This is a genomic window from Shewanella sp. KX20019 (genome assembly GCF_016757755.1).
Taxonomy (GTDB): Bacteria; Pseudomonadota; Gammaproteobacteria; order Enterobacterales; family Shewanellaceae; genus Shewanella.
This window is the reverse complement of the sequence record NZ_CP068437.1, coordinates 5244575-5263083: the sequence shown is the minus strand read 5'-3', so window position 1 is coordinate 5263083 and position 18509 is coordinate 5244575. Positions and strand designations below refer to the sequence as shown.

General features: G+C 45.3%; 12 protein-coding genes, 1 tRNA gene and 3 rRNA genes. 10 read left to right on the top strand and 6 right to left on the bottom strand.

What is annotated here, in order from left to right; all coding sequences use genetic code 11:
- Positions 1–171 precede the first annotated feature (171 nt).
- The 6 genes from JK628_RS22860 to JK628_RS22835 all read left to right on the top strand — a co-directional run bounded on the left by JK628_RS22860 (position 172) and on the right by JK628_RS22835 (position 6733).
- A 16S ribosomal RNA gene (locus JK628_RS22860) occupies positions 172–1714 on the top strand.
- A gap of 397 nt (positions 1715–2111) precedes the next feature.
- A 23S ribosomal RNA gene (locus JK628_RS22855) occupies positions 2112–5016 on the top strand.
- A gap of 169 nt (positions 5017–5185) precedes the next feature.
- Positions 5186–5301: ribosomal RNA gene (gene rrf / locus JK628_RS22850) — 5S ribosomal RNA — on the top strand.
- Together the 16S, 23S and 5S rRNA genes with 1 tRNA gene alongside form the textbook arrangement of a ribosomal RNA operon.
- 105 nt (positions 5302–5406) lie before the next feature.
- Positions 5407–5483: transfer RNA gene (locus JK628_RS22845), tRNA-Asp, on the top strand.
- A gap of 506 nt (positions 5484–5989) precedes the next feature.
- Positions 5990–6244, top strand: a complete 255-nt coding sequence (locus JK628_RS22840) for a YkgJ family cysteine cluster protein (protein ID WP_202287201.1) — start codon at positions 5990–5992, stop codon at positions 6242–6244.
- A 39-nt stretch (positions 6245–6283) separates the two neighbouring features.
- Entirely contained in the window at positions 6284–6733 is a 450-nt protein-coding gene (locus tag JK628_RS22835) for an Rrf2 family transcriptional regulator (RefSeq protein ID WP_202287200.1), read from the top strand.
- On the opposite strand, the gene JK628_RS22830 is transcribed toward JK628_RS22835, so the two are convergent.
- The 4 genes from JK628_RS22830 to gpmM all read right to left on the bottom strand — a co-directional run bounded on the left by JK628_RS22830 (position 6714) and on the right by gpmM (position 11668).
- Entirely contained in the window at positions 6714–7469 is a 756-nt protein-coding gene (locus JK628_RS22830) for a divergent polysaccharide deacetylase family protein (protein WP_202287198.1), read from the bottom strand. The genes JK628_RS22835 and JK628_RS22830 overlap by 20 nt on opposite strands.
- 8 nt (positions 7470–7477) lie before the next feature.
- On the bottom strand, positions 7478–8683 hold the full coding sequence (locus JK628_RS22825; protein WP_202287197.1) for a S41 family peptidase: 1206 nt from the start codon (positions 8681–8683) through the stop codon (positions 7478–7480).
- 33 nt (positions 8684–8716) lie between these two features.
- On the bottom strand, positions 8717–9850 hold the full coding sequence (locus tag JK628_RS22820) for a murein hydrolase activator EnvC family protein (RefSeq protein WP_202287195.1): 1134 nt from the start codon (positions 9848–9850) through the stop codon (positions 8717–8719).
- Between the two features lie 273 nt (positions 9851–10123).
- Positions 10124–11668 carry a 2,3-bisphosphoglycerate-independent phosphoglycerate mutase gene (gene gpmM, locus JK628_RS22815; RefSeq protein WP_202287194.1) on the bottom strand — a complete coding sequence of 515 codons (1545 nt, stop codon included), beginning with the start codon at positions 11666–11668 and terminating at the stop codon, positions 10124–10126.
- Positions 11669–11894: 226 nt separating this feature from the next.
- Between gpmM and JK628_RS22810 the strand changes: the two genes are divergently transcribed.
- From JK628_RS22810 to JK628_RS22795, 4 genes are all read left to right on the top strand, one after another.
- Entirely contained in the window at positions 11895–12329 is a 435-nt protein-coding gene (locus JK628_RS22810) for a rhodanese-like domain-containing protein (RefSeq protein WP_202287193.1), read from the top strand.
- Positions 12330–12555: 226 nt separating this feature from the next.
- A complete protein-coding gene (secB, locus tag JK628_RS22805; RefSeq protein ID WP_202287191.1) occupies positions 12556–13041 on the top strand; it encodes a protein-export chaperone SecB in 486 nt (161 codons plus the stop codon).
- A 4-nt stretch (positions 13042–13045) separates the two neighbouring features.
- A complete protein-coding gene (gene gpsA / locus JK628_RS22800) occupies positions 13046–14062 on the top strand; it encodes an NAD(P)H-dependent glycerol-3-phosphate dehydrogenase (protein WP_202289934.1) in 1017 nt (338 codons plus the stop codon).
- Positions 14063–14194: 132 nt separating this feature from the next.
- Positions 14195–15379: an NAD(P)/FAD-dependent oxidoreductase gene (locus JK628_RS22795; protein ID WP_202287189.1), complete on the top strand. Its 1185-nt coding sequence runs from the start codon at positions 14195–14197 to the stop codon at positions 15377–15379.
- Positions 15380–15445: 66 nt separating this feature from the next.
- Here JK628_RS22795 and JK628_RS22790 read toward each other — a convergent pair whose 3' ends face one another.
- Positions 15446–17572 (bottom strand): TonB-dependent receptor family protein, encoded by a 2127-nt coding sequence (locus JK628_RS22790; protein WP_202287187.1) that lies wholly within the window; start codon positions 17570–17572, stop codon positions 15446–15448.
- Positions 17573–17587: 15 nt separating this feature from the next.
- Positions 17588–18358 (bottom strand): HpcH/HpaI aldolase family protein, encoded by a 771-nt coding sequence (locus JK628_RS22785; RefSeq protein WP_202287185.1) that lies wholly within the window; start codon positions 18356–18358, stop codon positions 17588–17590.
- Positions 18359–18509 lie beyond the last annotated feature (151 nt).

Sequence of the window (18509 nt, the reverse complement as noted above, 5' to 3'; positions counted from 1 at the left end):
AGTTATTCGAAATTGCCTTCTGTTCTTCGGAATGTCGGCAATCAAAAATATTAACTCAATGAACCACTGAGTGACCATAGCAATATGTAAACTTCGAATATCTTCGGATATTTGAAAAACAGTATAATTCATTGAGCCGCTTTGCTCTTAACGGGGTAAAGCAAAAAACTTTAATTGAAGAGTTTGATCATGGCTCAGATTGAACGCTGGCGGCAGGCCTAACACATGCAAGTCGAGCGGAAACACAAGGGAGCTTGCTCCTGAGGTGTCGAGCGGCGGACGGGTGAGTAATACCTAGGTATCTGCCCAATCGAGGGGGATAACAGTTGGAAACGACTGCTAATACCGCATACGCCCTACGGGGGAAAGGAGGGGACCTTCGGGCCTTCCGCGATTGGATGAACCTAGGCGGGATTAGCTAGTTGGTGAGGTAATGGCTCACCAAGGCGACGATCCCTAGCTGGTCTGAGAGGATGATCAGCCACACTGGAACTGAGACACGGTCCAGACTCCTACGGGAGGCAGCAGTGGGGAATATTGCACAATGGGCGAAAGCCTGATGCAGCCATGCCGCGTGTATGAAGAAGGCCTTCGGGTTGTAAAGTACTTTCAGCGAGGAGGAAAGGTTGTTGGTTAATAACCAGTAGCTGTGACGTTACTCGCAGAAGAAGCACCGGCTAACTTCGTGCCAGCAGCCGCGGTAATACGAGGGGTGCAAGCGTTAATCGGAATTACTGGGCGTAAAGCGTACGCAGGCGGTTTGTTAAGCGAGATGTGAAAGCCCCGGGCTCAACCTGGGAACTGCATTTCGAACTGGCAAACTAGAGTCTTGTAGAGGGGGGTAGAATTTCAGGTGTAGCGGTGAAATGCGTAGAGATCTGAAGGAATACCGGTGGCGAAGGCGGCCCCCTGGACAAAGACTGACGCTCATGTACGAAAGCGTGGGGAGCAAACAGGATTAGATACCCTGGTAGTCCACGCCGTAAACGATGTCTACTCGGAATTTGGTGTCTTGAACACTGGGTTCTCAAGCTAACGCATTAAGTAGACCGCCTGGGGAGTACGGCCGCAAGGTTAAAACTCAAATGAATTGACGGGGGCCCGCACAAGCGGTGGAGCATGTGGTTTAATTCGATGCAACGCGAAGAACCTTACCTACTCTTGACATCCATAGAAGCCGAAAGAGATTTTGGTGTGCCTTCGGGAACTATGAGACAGGTGCTGCATGGCTGTCGTCAGCTCGTGTTGTGAAATGTTGGGTTAAGTCCCGCAACGAGCGCAACCCTTATCCTTATTTGCCAGCACGTAATGGTGGGAACTTTAGGGAGACTGCCGGTGATAAACCGGAGGAAGGTGGGGACGACGTCAAGTCATCATGGCCCTTACGAGTAGGGCTACACACGTGCTACAATGGCCGGTACAGAGGGTTGCAAAGCCGCGAGGTGGAGCTAATCTCACAAAGCCGGTCGTAGTCCGGATCGGAGTCTGCAACTCGACTCCGTGAAGTCGGAATCGCTAGTAATCGTAGATCAGAATGCTACGGTGAATACGTTCCCGGGCCTTGTACACACCGCCCGTCACACCATGGGAGTGGGCTGCACCAGAAGTAGATAGCTTAACCTTCGGGAGGGCGTTTACCACGGTGTGGTTCATGACTGGGGTGAAGTCGTAACAAGGTAGCCCTAGGGGAACCTGGGGCTGGATCACCTCCTTACCTATACGACTAACTCGCATCTGAAGTATGCAAATACGTTTGAGTGTCCACACAGATTGCTTGTTCTCCTTATCTCTTAATTGAGTTGAGGTGAGCGACAAAATATCCTGCCTTGTTGCAGTGATATCGTTCTTTAAAAATTTGGAAAGCTGATAGTGTTAATCTGAAAGGGATAGCAGCTACGATTTATCGTATTGTTATTTATAGGATTAGCGCGAAATTAAAAAATTGAGTTCTAAACACTTAAACATTAAGTGTCTTGGCTTGTGACTTAACGGTTACGAGTTAAAAATTCTAATTTTGGCGAAAGTAGAAACCATTAGTTACGATACGACTGTTTTGAGCTTACCCGCTTGAAACAACGATTATTTCTCATAGAGACTTATTTGGGTTGTATGGTTAAGTGACTAAGCGTATATGGTGGATGCCTTGGCAGTCAGAGGCGATGAAGGACGTAGTAACTTGCGAAAAGCGTTGGCGAGCTAGTAACAAGCATTTGAGCTAACGATGTCCGAATGGGGAAACCCACTCACATAAGTGAGTATCACAACATGAATACATAGTGTTGTGAGGCAAACCCGGGGAACTGAAACATCTAAGTACCCGGAGGAAAAGAAATCAACCGAGATTCCCCTAGTAGCGGCGAGCGAACGGGGATTAGCCCTTAAGCGTAGAGGGTGTTAGTGGAATGTGTTGGAAAGCACAGCGGCACAGGGTGATAGCCCCGTACATGAAAACTAACTTTACGTGAAAACGAGTAGGACGGGACACGTGACATCTTGTCTGAACATGGGGGGACCATCCTCCAAGGCTAAATACTCCTGACTGACCGATAGTGAACCAGTACCGTGAGGGAAAGGCGAAAAGAACCCCTGTGAGGGGAGTGAAATAGAACCTGAAACCGTATACGTACAAGCAGTGGGAGCGGTTCTTGAGACCGTGACTGCGTACCTTTTGTATAATGGGTCAGCGACTTACATTTTGTAGCGAGGTTAAGCGAATAGCGGAGCCGTAGGGAAACCGAGTGTTAACTGCGCGTTTAGTTGCAAGGTGTAGACCCGAAACCCGGTGATCTAGCCATGGGCAGGTTGAAGGTTGAGTAACATCAACTGGAGGACCGAACCGACTTATGTTGAAAAATGAGCGGATGACTTGTGGCTGGGGGTGAAAGGCCAATCAAACCGGGAGATATCTGGTTCTCCTCGAAAGCTATTTAGGTAGCGCCTCGTACGAATACCATTGGGGGTAGAGCACTGTTAAGGCTAGGGGGTCATCCCGACTTACCAACCCTTTGCAAACTCCGAATACCAATGAGTACTATACGGGAGACACACGGCGGGTGCTAACGTCCGTCGTGAAAAGGGAAACAACCCAGACCATCAGCTAAGGTCCCAAAGTTATTGCTAAGTGGGAAACGATGTGGGAAGGCTTAGACAGCTAGGATGTTGGCTTAGAAGCAGCCATCATTTAAAGAAAGCGTAATAGCTCACTAGTCGAGTCGGCCTGCGCGGAAGATTTAACGGGGCTAAGCAATACACCGAAGCTATGGGTTTGCTAGTTTACTAGCAAGCGGTAGAGGAGCGTTCTGTAAGCGGTTGAAGGTGAAGGGGTAACCCACACTGGACGTATCAGAAGTGCGAATGCTGACATGAGTAACGATAAAGGGAGTGAAAAACTCCCTCGCCGAAAGACCAAGGGTTCCTGTCCAATGTTAATCAGGGCAGGGTGAGTCGACCCCTAAGGCGAGGCCGAAAGGCGTAGTCGATGGGAAACAGGTTAATATTCCTGTACTTCTGCTAACTGCGATGGAGAGACGGAGAAGGCTAGGCTAGCGCGGCGTTGGTTGTCCGCGTTTAAGGCTGTAGGCAGTATTCTTAGGCAAATCCGGGAATACGCATTAAATTGCAATGCTGAGAGTTGATGACGAGGTCCTAAGGGACTGAAGTAGTTGATGCCATGCTTCCAGGAAAATCTTCTAAGCTTCAGGTTAGTAGGAATCGTACCCCAAACCGACACAGGTGGTTGGGTAGAGAATACCAAGGCGCTTGAGAGAACTCGGCTGAAGGAACTAGGCAAAATGGTACCGTAACTTCGGGAGAAGGTACGCTGCCGACGGTGATGGAACTTGCTTCCTAAGCTGTTGGCAGTCGCAGATACCAGGTGGCTGCAACTGTTTATCAAAAACACAGTACTGTGCAAACTCGCAAGAGGAAGTATACGGTATGACGCCTGCCCGGTGCCGGAAGGTTAATTGATTGGGTTATCTTCGGAGAAGCTCATGATCGAAGCCCCGGTAAACGGCGGCCGTAACTATAACGGTCCTAAGGTAGCGAAATTCCTTGTCGGGTAAGTTCCGACCTGCACGAATGGCGTAATGATGGCCACGCTGTCTCCAGCCGAGACTCAGTGAAGTTGAAATTGCGGTGAAGATGCCGTATACCCGCGGCTAGACGGAAAGACCCCGTGCACCTTTACTATAGCTTGGCACTGAACATTGAACCTACATGTGTAGGATAGGTGGGAGACTTTGAAGCTTTGTCGCTAGATGAAGTGGAGTCAACCTTGAAATACCACCCTTGTAGTTTTGATGTTCTAACCGCGGCCCCTGAATCGGGGTTCGGGACAGTGCCTGGTGGGTAGTTTGACTGGGGCGGTCTCCTCCCAAAGAGTAACGGAGGAGCACGAAGGTTGGCTAAGTACGGTCGGACATCGTACGGTTAGTGCAATGGCATAAGCCAGCTTAACTGCGAGACATACACGTCGAGCAGGTACGAAAGTAGGTCATAGTGATCCGGTGGTTCTGTATGGAAGGGCCATCGCTCAACGGATAAAAGGTACGCCGGGGATAACAGGCTGATACCGCCCAAGAGTTCATATCGACGGCGGTGTTTGGCACCTCGATGTCGGCTCATCACATCCTGGGGCTGAAGTCGGTCCCAAGGGTATGGCTGTTCGCCATTTAAAGTGGTACGCGAGCTGGGTTCAGAACGTCGTGAGACAGTTCGGTCCCTATCTGCCGTGGGCGTTGGATGATTGAAGGAAGCTGCTCCTAGTACGAGAGGACCGGAGTGGACGAACCGCTGGTGTTCGGGTTGTTATGCCAATAGCATTGCCCGGTAGCTACGTTCGGAATCGATAACCGCTGAAAGCATCTAAGCGGGAAGCGAGTCCTAAGATGAGTCATCCCTAGGAATTTAATTCCTCTAAAGAGCCGTTCGAGACTAGGACGTTGATAGGCAGGGTGTGTAAGCGTTGTGAGGCGTTGAGCTAACCTGTACTAATGACTCGTGAGGCTTAACCATACAACCCTGATGGGTTTTGTATGAGACTGATGTTTCGACAGAAACCAGAATTAGAAGCACTTAATGTGTGTGTTGACTCAATAATTTAATATTACTTGCGGTAGCGAGTAACAGCTTTCTAAACTTTTACCTTTAGCTTTTTTAAAGCTGAAAGTAATAACCAAATTTGTCTGGAAACCATAGAGCTGTGGTCCCACCTGATCCCATTCCGAACTCAGAAGTGAAACACAGTATCGCCGATGGTAGTGTGGGGTTTCCCCATGTGAGAGTAGGTCATTTCCAGGCGCCTAATTTGATTTTCACTTTCTAGAAAGTGAAGTTAAAGTCTACTGATAGTGACATATCAGAGACTATAAAGAATTTAGTGAAATGCTTCGGCAATTTGCTAAAGGAGTGGTAGTTCAGTTGGTTAGAATACCGGCCTGTCACGCCGGGGGTCGCGGGTTCGAGTCCCGTCCACTCCGCCAACACAAAGACGAAAGCCTCTACAGCAATGTAGGGGCTTTTTTCGTTTGGATAAGATAAAGCTAAAGGAGCCGTAGTTCAGTTGGTTAGCTTCTTTATTAAACGGAAAGTGGCCTGTCTCGCATGCCGAAGGCACACGGGCTCGAGTCCCGTCCACTCCGCCAACACAAAGACGAAAGCCTCTACAGCAATGTAGGGGCTTTTTTCGTTTTATCTGAAGTAAAAAGTTGGCTAATAATGGTTATTTTTGATCTCTCTTATACATTGGCGAGTGTCCCTTGATATCTGCAAGTTTGCTCTTACCATATTGCTATCAGCCTTAACTGTTGTTGCGGTGTTTCTTCATGCTGTAATTATGAGTAGCAAAAATTGTCTATAGCTGCTAAATAGTATGCCGTGATCACTATTAGGGTAAGATATTGACTTGCTGCTGAGCAGTATGTGATGTGATACAAATCAATTATGTTTAATCGCGGTATAATGAGCATTGCTAATTTAAGGTATTAAGATGAATTGTCGACTAGGTTGTGGTGCTTGCTGCATTGCGCCTTCTATAACCACTCCTATTCCTGGTATGCCTCACGGTAAACCTGCAGGAGTTAGGTGTATTCAGTTGAATGATGGTAATTTATGTAGGCTTTTTGGCAAATCAGATCGACCAGCTGTTTGTGGTCAATTTGCAGCAATTGAAGATGTTTGTGGCACTAATAATGAAGAAGCTTTATGGCTTATCAGCTCGCTGGAACAAGCAACAAACATCTAGAAACTTAAGTTTGATAGTCAATATATGGATTGATAAGCAATGCAGTTAACTCGTTACACTGATTTTGGATTGAGAACACTTATGTATCTGGCTTTGCATCCAGAGCGTGAGACGCTTTTTCGTATCTCAGAAATTACAGATGTGTTTAACTTGTCAGCTAACCATATTTCTAAAGTTGTACATCATCTTGGGAAATTGGGCTATTTAAAAACAGTAAGAGGCAAGAGTGGTGGTTTTAAGTTGGCTATACCTGCTAACGAAATCAACGTAGGTCAAGTTGTACGTGCTCTCGAAAACTCCCTATCTCCGATAGATTGTAGTAAGCCATACTGCATAATGACGCCAGCTTGTAAGTTAAAAAGTGTACTTGCTGAAGCGGTTAATGCCTATTTAGCGGTGCTTGATGGCTATACCTTAGATGTGATTGTAAGTAACAATAAAGAGCTAAAATCATTACTACCTGACCTTTCTATCTCAATCTTACAGTAGGATTTTTTACAGCTTCCTCTTTAGTTGCCACACTGAATGGTAATAGCCTTGATGGTGGCACCAAGGCGATATTTGCCTCTGCTAATCGATGAAGATTATTGTTCAAAAACTCCAGTGTCTCTGGATACGGGTGAGCAATAACAACGATATTATCCAGCGTTTTAGCAAGTTCTATTGCTTTTTGAAATTGAAATTCTAATCCCGCGTTTGATTTGTCGTTATCGAGAAATATTGTTCTCTTTAACAAGGGTACGCCAACCTCTTCTGCTATCGCCCCAGCTTGACTATATTTAGTGGTCACACTGTCTATAAAATAGATATCTCGTTCAATTAGGGTATCCATTACCCAGTGCATCGGTTCGCTAAGTTGGGTTAGTAAGCTTCCCATATGGTTATTAGCACCAATAGCAAAAGGTACGCTATCTATGGCGTGTTCGAGTTGCTGTTTAAAGTCTTGCTCTGACATTATGTTAGTTAATGCACCTGGCCCTATCGTTTTGCCATTGAGCGCTTGCATTGGTAGATGTACTAAAATCTCACTACCTTGCTGGTATGCTTGGATGGCGACTGTTTTGCCTAAAGGCGTGAGTGGTAACACCGAGAGAGTGACATTTGAGGGTAATGCCAGCACAGCCTTATCTGATTGGCGATATCCAATATCGTCAATAATGATGGCAATCCTTGCGGCAAAAACATTCGAACTAAATAATAAAAAGCAAAATAGTAAATAGCGCACTGTATAGGTTATTTTTCTGTTTTAATCCAGGCAATTGCTGAGTTTACTAGTTTATCTTCAGCAATATCACCCGTGAGTGAGTTTGCATTGATTATAGGCATATTTTGATCACTTGTTACAGTCTCTAATGCCACTTTAATATCGGGGACTATGCCTTTGGAGTGAATGTCTTTGCCATTGGGAGTGGTGTATTTGGCAATGGTTAGCTTAATGGCATTTCCTTCTGTAAGTGTAGGGATCAGACTTTGAACTGTGCCTTTGCCAAAACTTGTTTGACCGATAAGTTTAGCTCTGCCATTTTCTTGTAGAGCAGCAGCAAGCACCTCCGATGCTGATGCTGATCCTTTATTGATTAAAACCAACATTGGTACGCTTTTTACCATGGTTTGAGGTGAGGCGTAGTAATCAGAATTAGCGTCAAAGAAGCGCCCTTCAGTTGCAACTATTCTTCCTTGATCTAAAAAAACATCTGCGATTTGAATTGCTTGATCCAGCAGCCCGCCAGGATTATTTCGAAGGTCAAGAATAAGCCCATTTAGAGGTTTTGTTTGCCATAATGCGAGCTGCTTAACCAGATCTTGAGTCGAGTTTTCTTGAAAGCTCGACAGCCTTATATAACCTATTTGGTTGTCTAGTAACTGTGCTTCTACAGAGTTAATGGTGATAAGGCTAGGGCTGATAGTGACGCTGTAAGTTGTTTCGGAGTTTGCCCTAATTAGCTCTAAGTTTATCGCTTTCTTGTCGTAGCTATGCTGCTTTATTTCATCGAGTAGGGTTGCTAGTTTATCAGCGGTAACTAATTGTTGATTAAGCTTTACAACCCTGTCACCGGGCATAATGCCGGCTAATTCTGCCGGTGATTGGGGGAAGGGAGTCACAATGGTAATTTGATCATTGTCTGTCGCTATCTCTACGCCAAAGCCAAAATATTCACCGTCGTTACTCTCTTGGATATTGGTGAAGGCCTGTTTATCTAGAAAGCTGGAATAGGGATCGAGTTTGGAAAAAATCCCCTCAATAGCCGCTTCAATGAGCTCTTCTTCAGTGAACTTTTTTACATAATAGGTTTCAATTGTATCGATGACATCGAGTAATACGGGATAATCGACGCGTGTTTTATATTGCTGCGTATGCTCTTGGCCAAATAAGGTAAGTGACAGACCTAATACTAAACCCGCGGAGGCATAACTAAGGTTACGGATAATTCCTGACATATAAACCCCTTGTATAAGAAAGGGATTTTGTGTCTACCGCTTACAATATCGAGCTGGATCGACAGCTTGCCCTTTATGTCTTACTTCAAAGTATAGGCCAGACTCAGTCTGTCCACCTGAACGACCGACTAATGCAATGTATTCGCCCTTGTTAACGGTGTCTCCCGCTGCTTTTAGCAGGGTTTGTGCATGTCCATATAAGCTCATGAATCCTTTGCCGTGATCGACAACTAATACCATGCCAAAGCCACGCAACCAGTCTGCATAGATCACTTGTCCGCCAGCAATAGCTTCGATATTTTGTCCTTCTGCGGCGGAAATTGTCACGCCTTTCCATTTCACTTGGCCTGAGCGTTTACTGCCGAAACCTGATTTGATTCGACCCTTAGTAGGCCACTTTAATTTACGTTTGCTGGATAAGCCTTCGAACGCCGGATTATTTTTCATCGCCAATAGGGCTTGCTCGACCACACGTTTTAAACTGGCTTCCTCTATTTGTAGCTGCTCCAGTTTTGCACCACTGTTACTGAGTGTTCTTTGCAATTGAGTTAAGGTTTGTTGGCGTTGAGACTGTTCTTGGTTTAAGCGTTTAGCTTGCTGCTGTTGCTCAAGAGCTAACTTATTCAGTCTATTTTGATTTTCTTGCTGCTTTAGCTTTATTTCATCAAGTTCAACAATGGTCGTTTGTAGCTGTTTTATCGACGCGATACGGGCATTGTTTAAATATTGGTAGTAAGCAAGCAGGCGTTCAATACTGGCTGGAGATTGTTGATTGAGCAACATTTTACTGTAGTCGTGGTTACCCGCCAAATAGGCACTAGCAAGTTGATTCGATAAGGTTTTCTGTTGGATCGTTTTCAGTTTATCTAACTGAATATACTTGCTGCTGAGTTCTGTTAACGTTTTGTCTATTTGGACTAACTCTTGTTTGGTTTTATTGACTTTTTTTGCAGCCACTGCGATGGCTTGCTCATCTTTCTTCAGCAAAGAGATTAAGCGTTCTCTCTGTTTATGGGTATTTTTAACTGCAGATTGCTGCTTGTTAATCTGTGCCTGAATCGACTTAAGCTCAGATTGTCGCCGATCGAGATCCGTCGCATTTACCGATATAGGAAGTGATATAAAGCCAGCAATAATGCTGGCTTTGATAAAAAGTCGAATGTTCACGTGTTATACCAATTCCATTAAATAGTTGTTCATTCAGCGGGAATTAAAATCACTTTAGACAAGCAAGTGGCTTGTAGCTAATCGTTATTCTATATCGAAAGCCACATGTGCTGTATTAAGTGATTTTAAACCCTCACAACGTGAGCTTCTCAGGACTTTCACTGCTGCGTTGCATTGCCTCAAAAGGGAATAACCATTTCTTCCACAATGCGCCTGGAATTGAAAGCCCTGAGAAAGCTCTGAATCGATCACATCTTTAGTGGAGTTGGTATATTACTCTTTGAGTTTAATTATCGCTCGGCCTGTCATCTCTTCAGGCACTTCTCGTCCCATCAAGGTTAACATAGTCGGCGCTAAATCACTCAAACGACCGCCTTTTTCTATATCTGCATCACGCCCAACATAGATCAGTGGTACCAGTTCGCTGGTGTGAGCAGTATGTGCCTGCCCAGTCGTTTCATCTGTCATTTGTTCAGCATTACCATGATCTGCTGTGATTAAACACTCACCGCCAACCTTGTCTAATGCTTCTACTACTCGACCTAAACAGCTATCGACCGCTTCACAGGCTTGAACCGCAGCATCAAAATTACCAGTGTGACCAACCATATCGCCGTTCGGATAGTTACATATAATCACGTCATAATCGGTTGATTCTATTGCTGCAACGAGCTTATCAGTGAGCTCTGTTGAACTCATTTCTGGCTGCAGGTCATAAGTAGCGATTTTGGGTGATTGGATTAAGATGCGATCTTCGCCTTCGAAAGGCTCCTCTTTACCACCGTTAAAGAAGAAAGTGACGTGAGCGTATTTTTCGGTTTCCGAAATGCGCAGCTGTGTCATGTTCTGATCTTGTAGTGTTTCGCCTAAAGTGTTGACCAGATCTGTTGACGGGTAAGCAATGGCGGCATCAATGTTAGCTGCATACTCTGTTAGCATAACAAAGTGCGCTTTAGGTGTTACGGCGCGTTCAAAACCATCAAAGTCAGCATCAACAAAGCTACGAGTGATTTGGCGGGCACGGTCAGCACGGAAGTTCATGAAAATCAGTGCATCATTGTCTTCTAGCTTGGCAATGTTACCTTCAGCATCAGGTATTGCAGTACTCGCTACAAACTCATCATTTTCATCGCGAGCGTAAGCGGATTCAATCGCTGCTGTAGCGCTTTCTGCTTGATGTAAGCCCTTGCCTTCAGTGATCAGTTCATAAGCTTGTGAAACGCGGTCCCAGCGGTTATCTCGGTCCATTGCATAGTAGCGACCAATAACTGAAGCTACTTGGCCAGTGCCTAGGGTGTTAAACATCTCTTCGAAATGCCCCAAACCTGCTTTAGCGCTGCGTGGTGGAGTATCACGACCATCCAAAAAGGCATGTAGATAGACCTTAGTGGCACCACGTTTTACAGCAAGGCGACACATGGCTTCGATATGATCTTGGTGACTATGCACACCGCCTGGTGAGAGCAGTCCCATAATATGAACTGCGCCATTGGCTTTGACTGCGCCATCAACTGCAGCGGTGAGTGCTGGATTGGTATCGAACTCACCATCATCGATAGCTTTACCGATGCGAGTTAACTCTTGATAGACAATACGGCCTGAACCAATATTGATGTGGCCAACTTCAGAGTTGCCCATTTGGCCGTCTGGTAGACCAACATCAAGGCCGGAACCTGAAATTAAACTATTTGGATATTGCGCATTTAGCTTGTCGAGAACAGGAGTATTTGCATGAAAAACAGCATTTTTTTGCGTGTTTTCACGGTGACCCCAGCCATCGAGGATCAGCAATGCCAGCGGGCGTTTGCGAGTCGTCATGGTAGTACCTTTAAGTTTGAAAAAATAAGATTAAAATTTGAATTGGTTAAATATTACTACCAATTGGTACTTGGCATAAAGAAATTTACCTAGATTGAGGTTATCGATTGTGATTCAAAGCCTGTTGTCGTGTGCGTTACGTGACTAACATTCTGTATTCTGCCAGCGCAATGGTATACTCTGTGCCCTCATTATATTTGGGCCAATTAAAAGTAGGCAGTAAAGCATGCAAGAATATATGGAATTTTTTAAAGCTAACCCAATGTTAAGTCTGGCTTGGGTTGGTTTGTTCGTCGGTCTTATCGTTATGGTGTTTAAGTCTAGCGTATCAAAAGTTAAAAACGTTAATCATCAAGAAGCCACTTTGCTGATGAACAAGCAAGAAGCAAAAGTGGTTGATGTGCGCGGAAAAGAGGAATTTAAGAAGGGCCATATCGTTGGCGCTGTTAACCTTCCGCTAGCTGAGATAAAAAATAATCAGCTTGGCGCCCTTGAAAACTCAAAAGGCAGTCCCATTATAATGGTATGCAACGCTGGCATGACTTCGTCTCAAGCGGCCCAACTGATGGTTAAGCATGGTTTTGAAAACGTGAATAATTTGAAAGGTGGTATGGGTGAATGGCAGTCAAGTAACTTGCCTGTTTCAAAAAGCAAAAGATAGAAGTGTCGGTGTAGCCATTGCATTATTGTTAAGTAATTGATTAAAGTGTCACGGCTTAGCATTAATGGTTACCGGCATTGAATTGAGGGATACCCCTCCAAAAAAGCGTCTGTTGACTAAATAAATCAAATACTGGGACAGCTGATTGGGTTGTTACCCATGAAGGCAAAAACCCTGAGACTGGCTCTTTTGAAGTAGCCTCATTAAACATTTAAGGTAGGAAATTATGGCTGAAGTAGCTAACAACGAAGAACAAGCACCGCAATTCAATATCCAACGTGTTTACACAAAAGATATCTCTTTTGAAACGCCAAACAGCCCAGCTGTTTTTCAGAAAGAGTGGACTCCAGAAGTTAAGCTAGACCTTGATACTCGCAGCAATAAATTGTCTGATGACGTATATGAAGTTGTGCTTTCTCTAACAGTGACAGCTAAGAACGGTGAAGAAACAGCGTTTCTTTGTGAAGTTCAACAAGCTGGTATCTTCGCGATTACTGGTCTTACTGAACAGCAACTAGCTCACTCTTTAGGTGCATACTGCCCTAACGTTCTTTTCCCATATGCTCGTGAAGCAATTGGTAGCCTAGTTAGCCGTGGTACTTTCCCACAACTAAACCTTGCTCCAGTTAACTTCGACGCGCTATTCGCTCAGTACGTTCAACAGCGTCAAGCTGCTGCCGCTGATGCGCCTGCAGAAGAAGCTAACGCTTAATCGCATGGAAAATACTGCCGATATTACGGTACTGGGGGCGGGCTCTTATGGCACCGCCCTTGCCATTTCTCTAGCGAGTAATGGCCACAGAACCCTGCTTTGGGGACATGAACCAGAGCATATAGAAAACCTAAAGAACGACAAGTGTAATCAAGAGTTCTTACCCGGTATTCCGCTTCCAGATTTACTTATCCCTGAATCAGATCTAGCCACAGCACTTGCTGCTTCCAACAACGTATTAGTTGTTGTACCTAGCCACGTATTTGGATTGGTGGTAGCGCAAGCTAAGCCACTTTTACGCAAAGATGCACGTATTGTGTGGGCGACGAAGGGCCTTGAGCCTGAAACGGGTCGACTGATACAAGATGTGGCGCGAGAAGTACTCGGCGACGATTTTCCTCTTGCAGTTCTATCTGGCCCTACGTTTGCTAAAGAGCTTGCTGCTGGCATGCCAACGGCTATCTCTATTGCAGGTACTGATCCGCAATTTACTAATGATTTAGTTGAATTGTTACATAGCCCTAAGCGCTTACGCGTTTACGCCAACGATGACTTTATCGGCCTCCAATTAGGTGGTGCGGTTAAGAATGTTATTGCTATCGGCGCCGGTCTATCTGATGGTATCGGCTTTGGTGCTAATGCGCGTACTGCATTAATCACCCGGGGTTTAGTTGAATTAACACGTCTCGGTGAAGCGATGGGTGCACAAGCATCGACCTTTATGGGGATGGCAGGTTTAGGCGATTTAGTGCTGACTTGTACCGACAATCAATCCCGTAACCGTCGCTTCGGTTTGGCGCTTGGCAAGGGCTGTGATGTTGAAGCTGCGCAAGTGGAGATAGGCCAAGTTGTCGAAGGTTACCGCAATACTAAAGAGGTTTACACGCTCGCAAAACGTTTAGGCGTTGAAATGCCGATCACTGAGCAGGTTTACCAAGTATTGTATCAAGGCAAAGCACCTCATGACGCAGCTAAAGAGTTGTTAAGTCGTGATAAGAAGTCCGAAACATCGGCAGAATAAAACCTGCTAGCTATTGCCATTAATATGGTGATGGTACAAATATAAATAAGGGTGCTAAAATAGCGCCCTTTTTTGTGCCTAGCGAAAAGTACTGGTACAGCGCAGTAAACAAAAATACTTAGGAGTAAGCGAGTGGAACATCATGACGTAATTATTATCGGAGCTGGAGCTGCAGGGCTGATGTGCGCTGCAACAGCGGGCTACCGTGGTCGTGATGTGCTAGTACTCGATAATGCCAAACAAGCGGGTAAAAAAATTCTTATCAGTGGTGGTGGTCGCTGTAACTTCACTAATCAGAAAGTAGAACCTGCTAACTTCCTATGCAGTAACAGCCATTTTGTAAAGTCAGCATTAGCACGTTACCGATCAAGTGACTTTATAGAGTTAGTTGAGCGCCACGGCATTGAATACCACGAGCGCGATCATGGTCAGCTATTTTGCAATGACTCAGCTAAAGAGATCGTTAGCATGTTACTCACCGAATGCGAGTGGGCGGGAGCTGCCGTTAAGTTACGAACTGAAATTCGCCAAGTGACTAAAAATTCAGATGGTCAGTTTGAAGTGCATACGGATAAAGCGCAGTTCACTTGCCAGTCTCTTGTTATTGCGACTGGCGGACTATCGATGCCAAAGTTGGGCGCATCACCTTACGGCTACCATGTCGCCGAACAGTTCGGCCTTAAAGTGTTGCCAACTCACGCCGGCCTCGTGCCTTTTACTTGGCATAGCGACCAGAAGCAACGCTTTGAGCCACTGTCGGGTATTGCCGTCCCAAGCACCATTACCGCTAAAGACGGCACTCAATTTAGCGAAGCACTGCTGTTTACTCATCGTGGCCTATCAGGCCCCGCAATTTTGCAGATCTCTAACTATTGGAACCCAGGTGAGGCGATAAGCATTAACTTGTTACCCGGTAAAGACGCCAGAGTCGAGATTGAGCAGCAGCTAAATAACAGCCCCAAGCAAAGTTTGCGAAATGCGCTTTCATTGTGGCTGCCAAAGCGATTAGTCGAAGTCCTATTTGAAGAGACTCTACTCAATAAGGCTCTTAATCAGTTAGTCCATGCAGAGCGAGAGCAACTTGCTGTTGATCTAGAAGCTTGGAGCATAGTGATGAATGGTACAGAGGGTTATCGCACCGCAGAAGTGACCTTAGGTGGTGTTGATACCGATGAACTGTCGTCTAAAACTATGGAGGCAAAATCAGTCACTGGTCTATTTTTTGTCGGTGAAGTGATGGATGTAAGTGGTTGGCTAGGGGGCTTTAATTTCCAGTGGGCTTGGAGCTCAGGCGTGGCTGCAGGGCAAGCGGTTTAGTTTTAATTAAAAATAAGGCTTCGCATGACGAAGCCCTATTTTTTACTGTTATTTTAGAAAGCTAATTTAGAACGTATAGCCTATATCTAAGCTAAATGAGCGGCCTGGTGCTGGAACCTTACCTGCAGGTGATACATCCAACCCTCTAAAGAAGTACTCATTATCAAACAGGTTATTAACTGATAAGCCTAGTTTTAAGCCTCGATTGTTCTGTTTAAATAGCTCTGTTCCAATATTGAAGTTAACCACGGTATATTCTGGTATTTCACCGGCTGTGCCAGATATGTTTTCCTCAACACTGTTGGCCAAATCGGCAAATGATTCGCTGTAATAGAAAGCCATTAGTCCCAAATCAATATCTTTAACGCTGTAAAGAGCGCTAACTGAAAGCTGATGCTTTGAAGCGAAAGGTAATTGATTTCCCGCATACTCCCCTTCGAGTTGCTCAGTATCTAGGTAGTTATAAGCACCTGTTAACGTCAAATCTGGCACCGACATTGGCGAGTAGGTGCCCTCTAGCTCAATACCTTGGTTTTGCGTTTTACCGATATTGATAAACATGCTGATATCTCGGCTGTACTCTGCTTTGTTTTCAAAGTCGATTCGGTAAGCTGCTAAGTTCAGGTTACTGCGCTCTGTTGGCGTAAAGCGTACACCTGCTTCATAGTTCCATGATAACTCTGATTCCAGTGTTTGCCCTTTAGGCCACAGTTGTGAAATTTGTGGGGTACGCAGTGAGCGCTGTGCATTGGCATAACCAAACCAAGTGTCGGTGAACTCATAGCCGACGGTAATACCCGGTAGCCACTCTTGTACGTGGTTGTCTTGGCTGTAGTCTTGTCCGACGTTGGTGAACGTCATGCGTACATCTTCATAGCGGATCCCCGGTGTAACTGACAGCCTATCGTCAAGAAAGCCAATCTTATCGCTGATGTAATATGCCATCGCGTTAGTGTCCATCTGCCAGTCACGGGGCCGGACAGCGACTTGGGTCGTTTTGTCAATTTGGTTCAGTTGGTAGCTAATATCTTCATTGACATAACGAACGCCTGCGATGATGTGCTGGGAAATATCGCCATCAAGCAGTAGGCTGGCTTTGGGCTCTATGCCGAAAACGGCAAACTCACGGGGTGAGTTGCGTAAATGTGTTGCGTCTTGAGTGGTGTCGGCCCAATGTGAACCTAGGTTGCCGTCGGTGTCGCTATTCTTGTTATAGAAATCCCATTGAAAATTGCGCTTACTTTTATTGCCAAACACGATTAGATCGAGTTCACCGTAGTCAATGGTTTTTGAGTCATCAAGTACGTGGTTGTAGTTAACTGAAACGCGTTTGGTATCTGCTTTAAACTCATCATTAGGACGTAATGACTGATTGCGGTCTTCATCGTATGCCGCTGAGTTTAGAGCGCCGGGAAGTTCGGAGAAAGCATCGTAATATTGCAGCGTAGCATCGAGGCTATTTTGTTCGTCAATATTCCAAACTGTTTTTAGCATGACGTTGGTCACGTCAGTATCAGAGTGATCTCTAAAAGACTCACCCTTGATAAAGTTGCCATCCAAACGCATCGAAAAATCATCGTTAACGGCGCCGCCGGTACTGATATTAGTGTCATACAGGTTGCGGCTATCGCCGAAAAAGGTGATGCGCTCGTTGAGATTGGTTTCCCAATCCTCGGAGATGGGCTTGGATACCAAATTAATCACACCACCGACATTGTTTGGGCCATACTGAATAGAGGCTCCACCACGAGCGACATCGATCCTATCTATCATAAATAGCGTCGCCGGAAACAGCGACTGTCCTGTATGCCCGTACGGAGCAAGAGTCATTGGAATGCCATCGAGTAAGATCTGCGCATAGCCACTACGACTGCTATCTAAGCCACGCACAGAAATATTGGGTAGCACGCCAGTGCCACTTTCATCTTTAATTTTTATGCCTGGTACTTGCTGCAGAGCGGTATCAATTGAACGTACCGCGGTACGCTCTAGTTGCTCTTGAGTGATGATAGAGCGGTTACCTGTGTAGGTTTTGAGATCTGCGACCTCTGAATCACCAAGTAAACTACCCGTAACAACTATGACTTCGGGTTTTTGTTCACTTGCCTCAGCAAAGACTGTTGAGCAATACAAGCTGCTTGAGATCGCGACTGCAATCGTGCTCAAGTTGAATAATTTTTTACGGTTTAACATAAGTGTCCCTACGATTTATTTTGTATTTTTAAGTGTTTCGAGCTGTTGTTTAAAGTGTTTAAAAATCATTCCTCGATCTTCGCCGAGTAAAAATGCCTGAGTGCCTTTTTTATGCCAGCTAGCTAGCTGCTGAGCTGTTCTTGGAATTGCACAGAAAGGCATATTATTTTCATTGCAAATTTGCGCCATTTTGTGGATTTGTGCTTGGACGTCTGGGTGAGTGACTTGGGTGCCATAGCCAAGAGATAGGCTCAGATCTAAGGCACCCTCTAGGATCATATCGACATGATCTAAAGCAACGATTTCAGGCAGGGATGCCATACCATCGGCGTCTTCGATCATAAGGCAAACAAAGGTTTCATCATTGGCTTGGTCAATATAGTTCTGCAGCGCTAGGGTGCCGAAACCCGTATTGCGGCCACCGGTTATTCCACGGGTGCCTATTGGTGGGTACTTGCTAGCTTTAATTACATTTTTAGCCATCGCCAGGCTGGATACTCGTGACACAACAATGCCCGCTGCACCAGCATCTAATACTTTCGCTATTGTAAGTGGATTATCGTCAGCAACTCTTACTAAGAGAGGTAGACCTGAGCAGTCTGCTGCACGAATACAATGTGCCAGCGTTTCATCTGAAATTAGTACATGTTCGGTGTCGAGAATAGCAAAATCAAAACCTGCATAAGCAAACATTTCGCAAATAACGGGTGAGGGAACGGAGTTTAAGATCCCATAGATAGCATCTTGTTTCGCAAGCTTTGATTTCAGCACATTGGAGAATGGCATTGTACTCTTCCTTAAATACAAATGAGGATGCCAATTGTTCTCATTTGCGGTTAAAGGTCAAGTTATTTGTCTATCTAAGTTGGATTTTTGGTTTGTTGCTTAGAATCTTTACAATTTGATATCTAAGTAAATCAGTCGTTTGCATGAATTG

Coding starts and splice junctions, on each gene's coding strand:
- gpmM (WP_202287194.1), bottom strand. CDS start 11,668: ATGACGACTCGCAAACGCCCGCTGGCATTGCTGATCCTCGATGGCTGG.
- JK628_RS22810 (WP_202287193.1), top strand. CDS start 11,895: ATGCAAGAATATATGGAATTTTTTAAAGCTAACCCAATGTTAAGTCTG.
- gpsA (WP_202289934.1), top strand. CDS start 13,046: ATGGAAAATACTGCCGATATTACGGTACTGGGGGCGGGCTCTTATGGC.
- JK628_RS22840 (WP_202287201.1), top strand. CDS start 5,990: ATGAATTGTCGACTAGGTTGTGGTGCTTGCTGCATTGCGCCTTCTATA.
- JK628_RS22825 (WP_202287197.1), bottom strand. CDS start 8,683: ATGTCAGGAATTATCCGTAACCTTAGTTATGCCTCCGCGGGTTTAGTA.
- JK628_RS22835 (WP_202287200.1), top strand. CDS start 6,284: ATGCAGTTAACTCGTTACACTGATTTTGGATTGAGAACACTTATGTAT.
- JK628_RS22785 (WP_202287185.1), bottom strand. CDS start 18,358: ATGCCATTCTCCAATGTGCTGAAATCAAAGCTTGCGAAACAAGATGCT.
- secB (WP_202287191.1), top strand. CDS start 12,556: ATGGCTGAAGTAGCTAACAACGAAGAACAAGCACCGCAATTCAATATC.
- JK628_RS22790 (WP_202287187.1), bottom strand. CDS start 17,572: ATGTTAAACCGTAAAAAATTATTCAACTTGAGCACGATTGCAGTCGCG.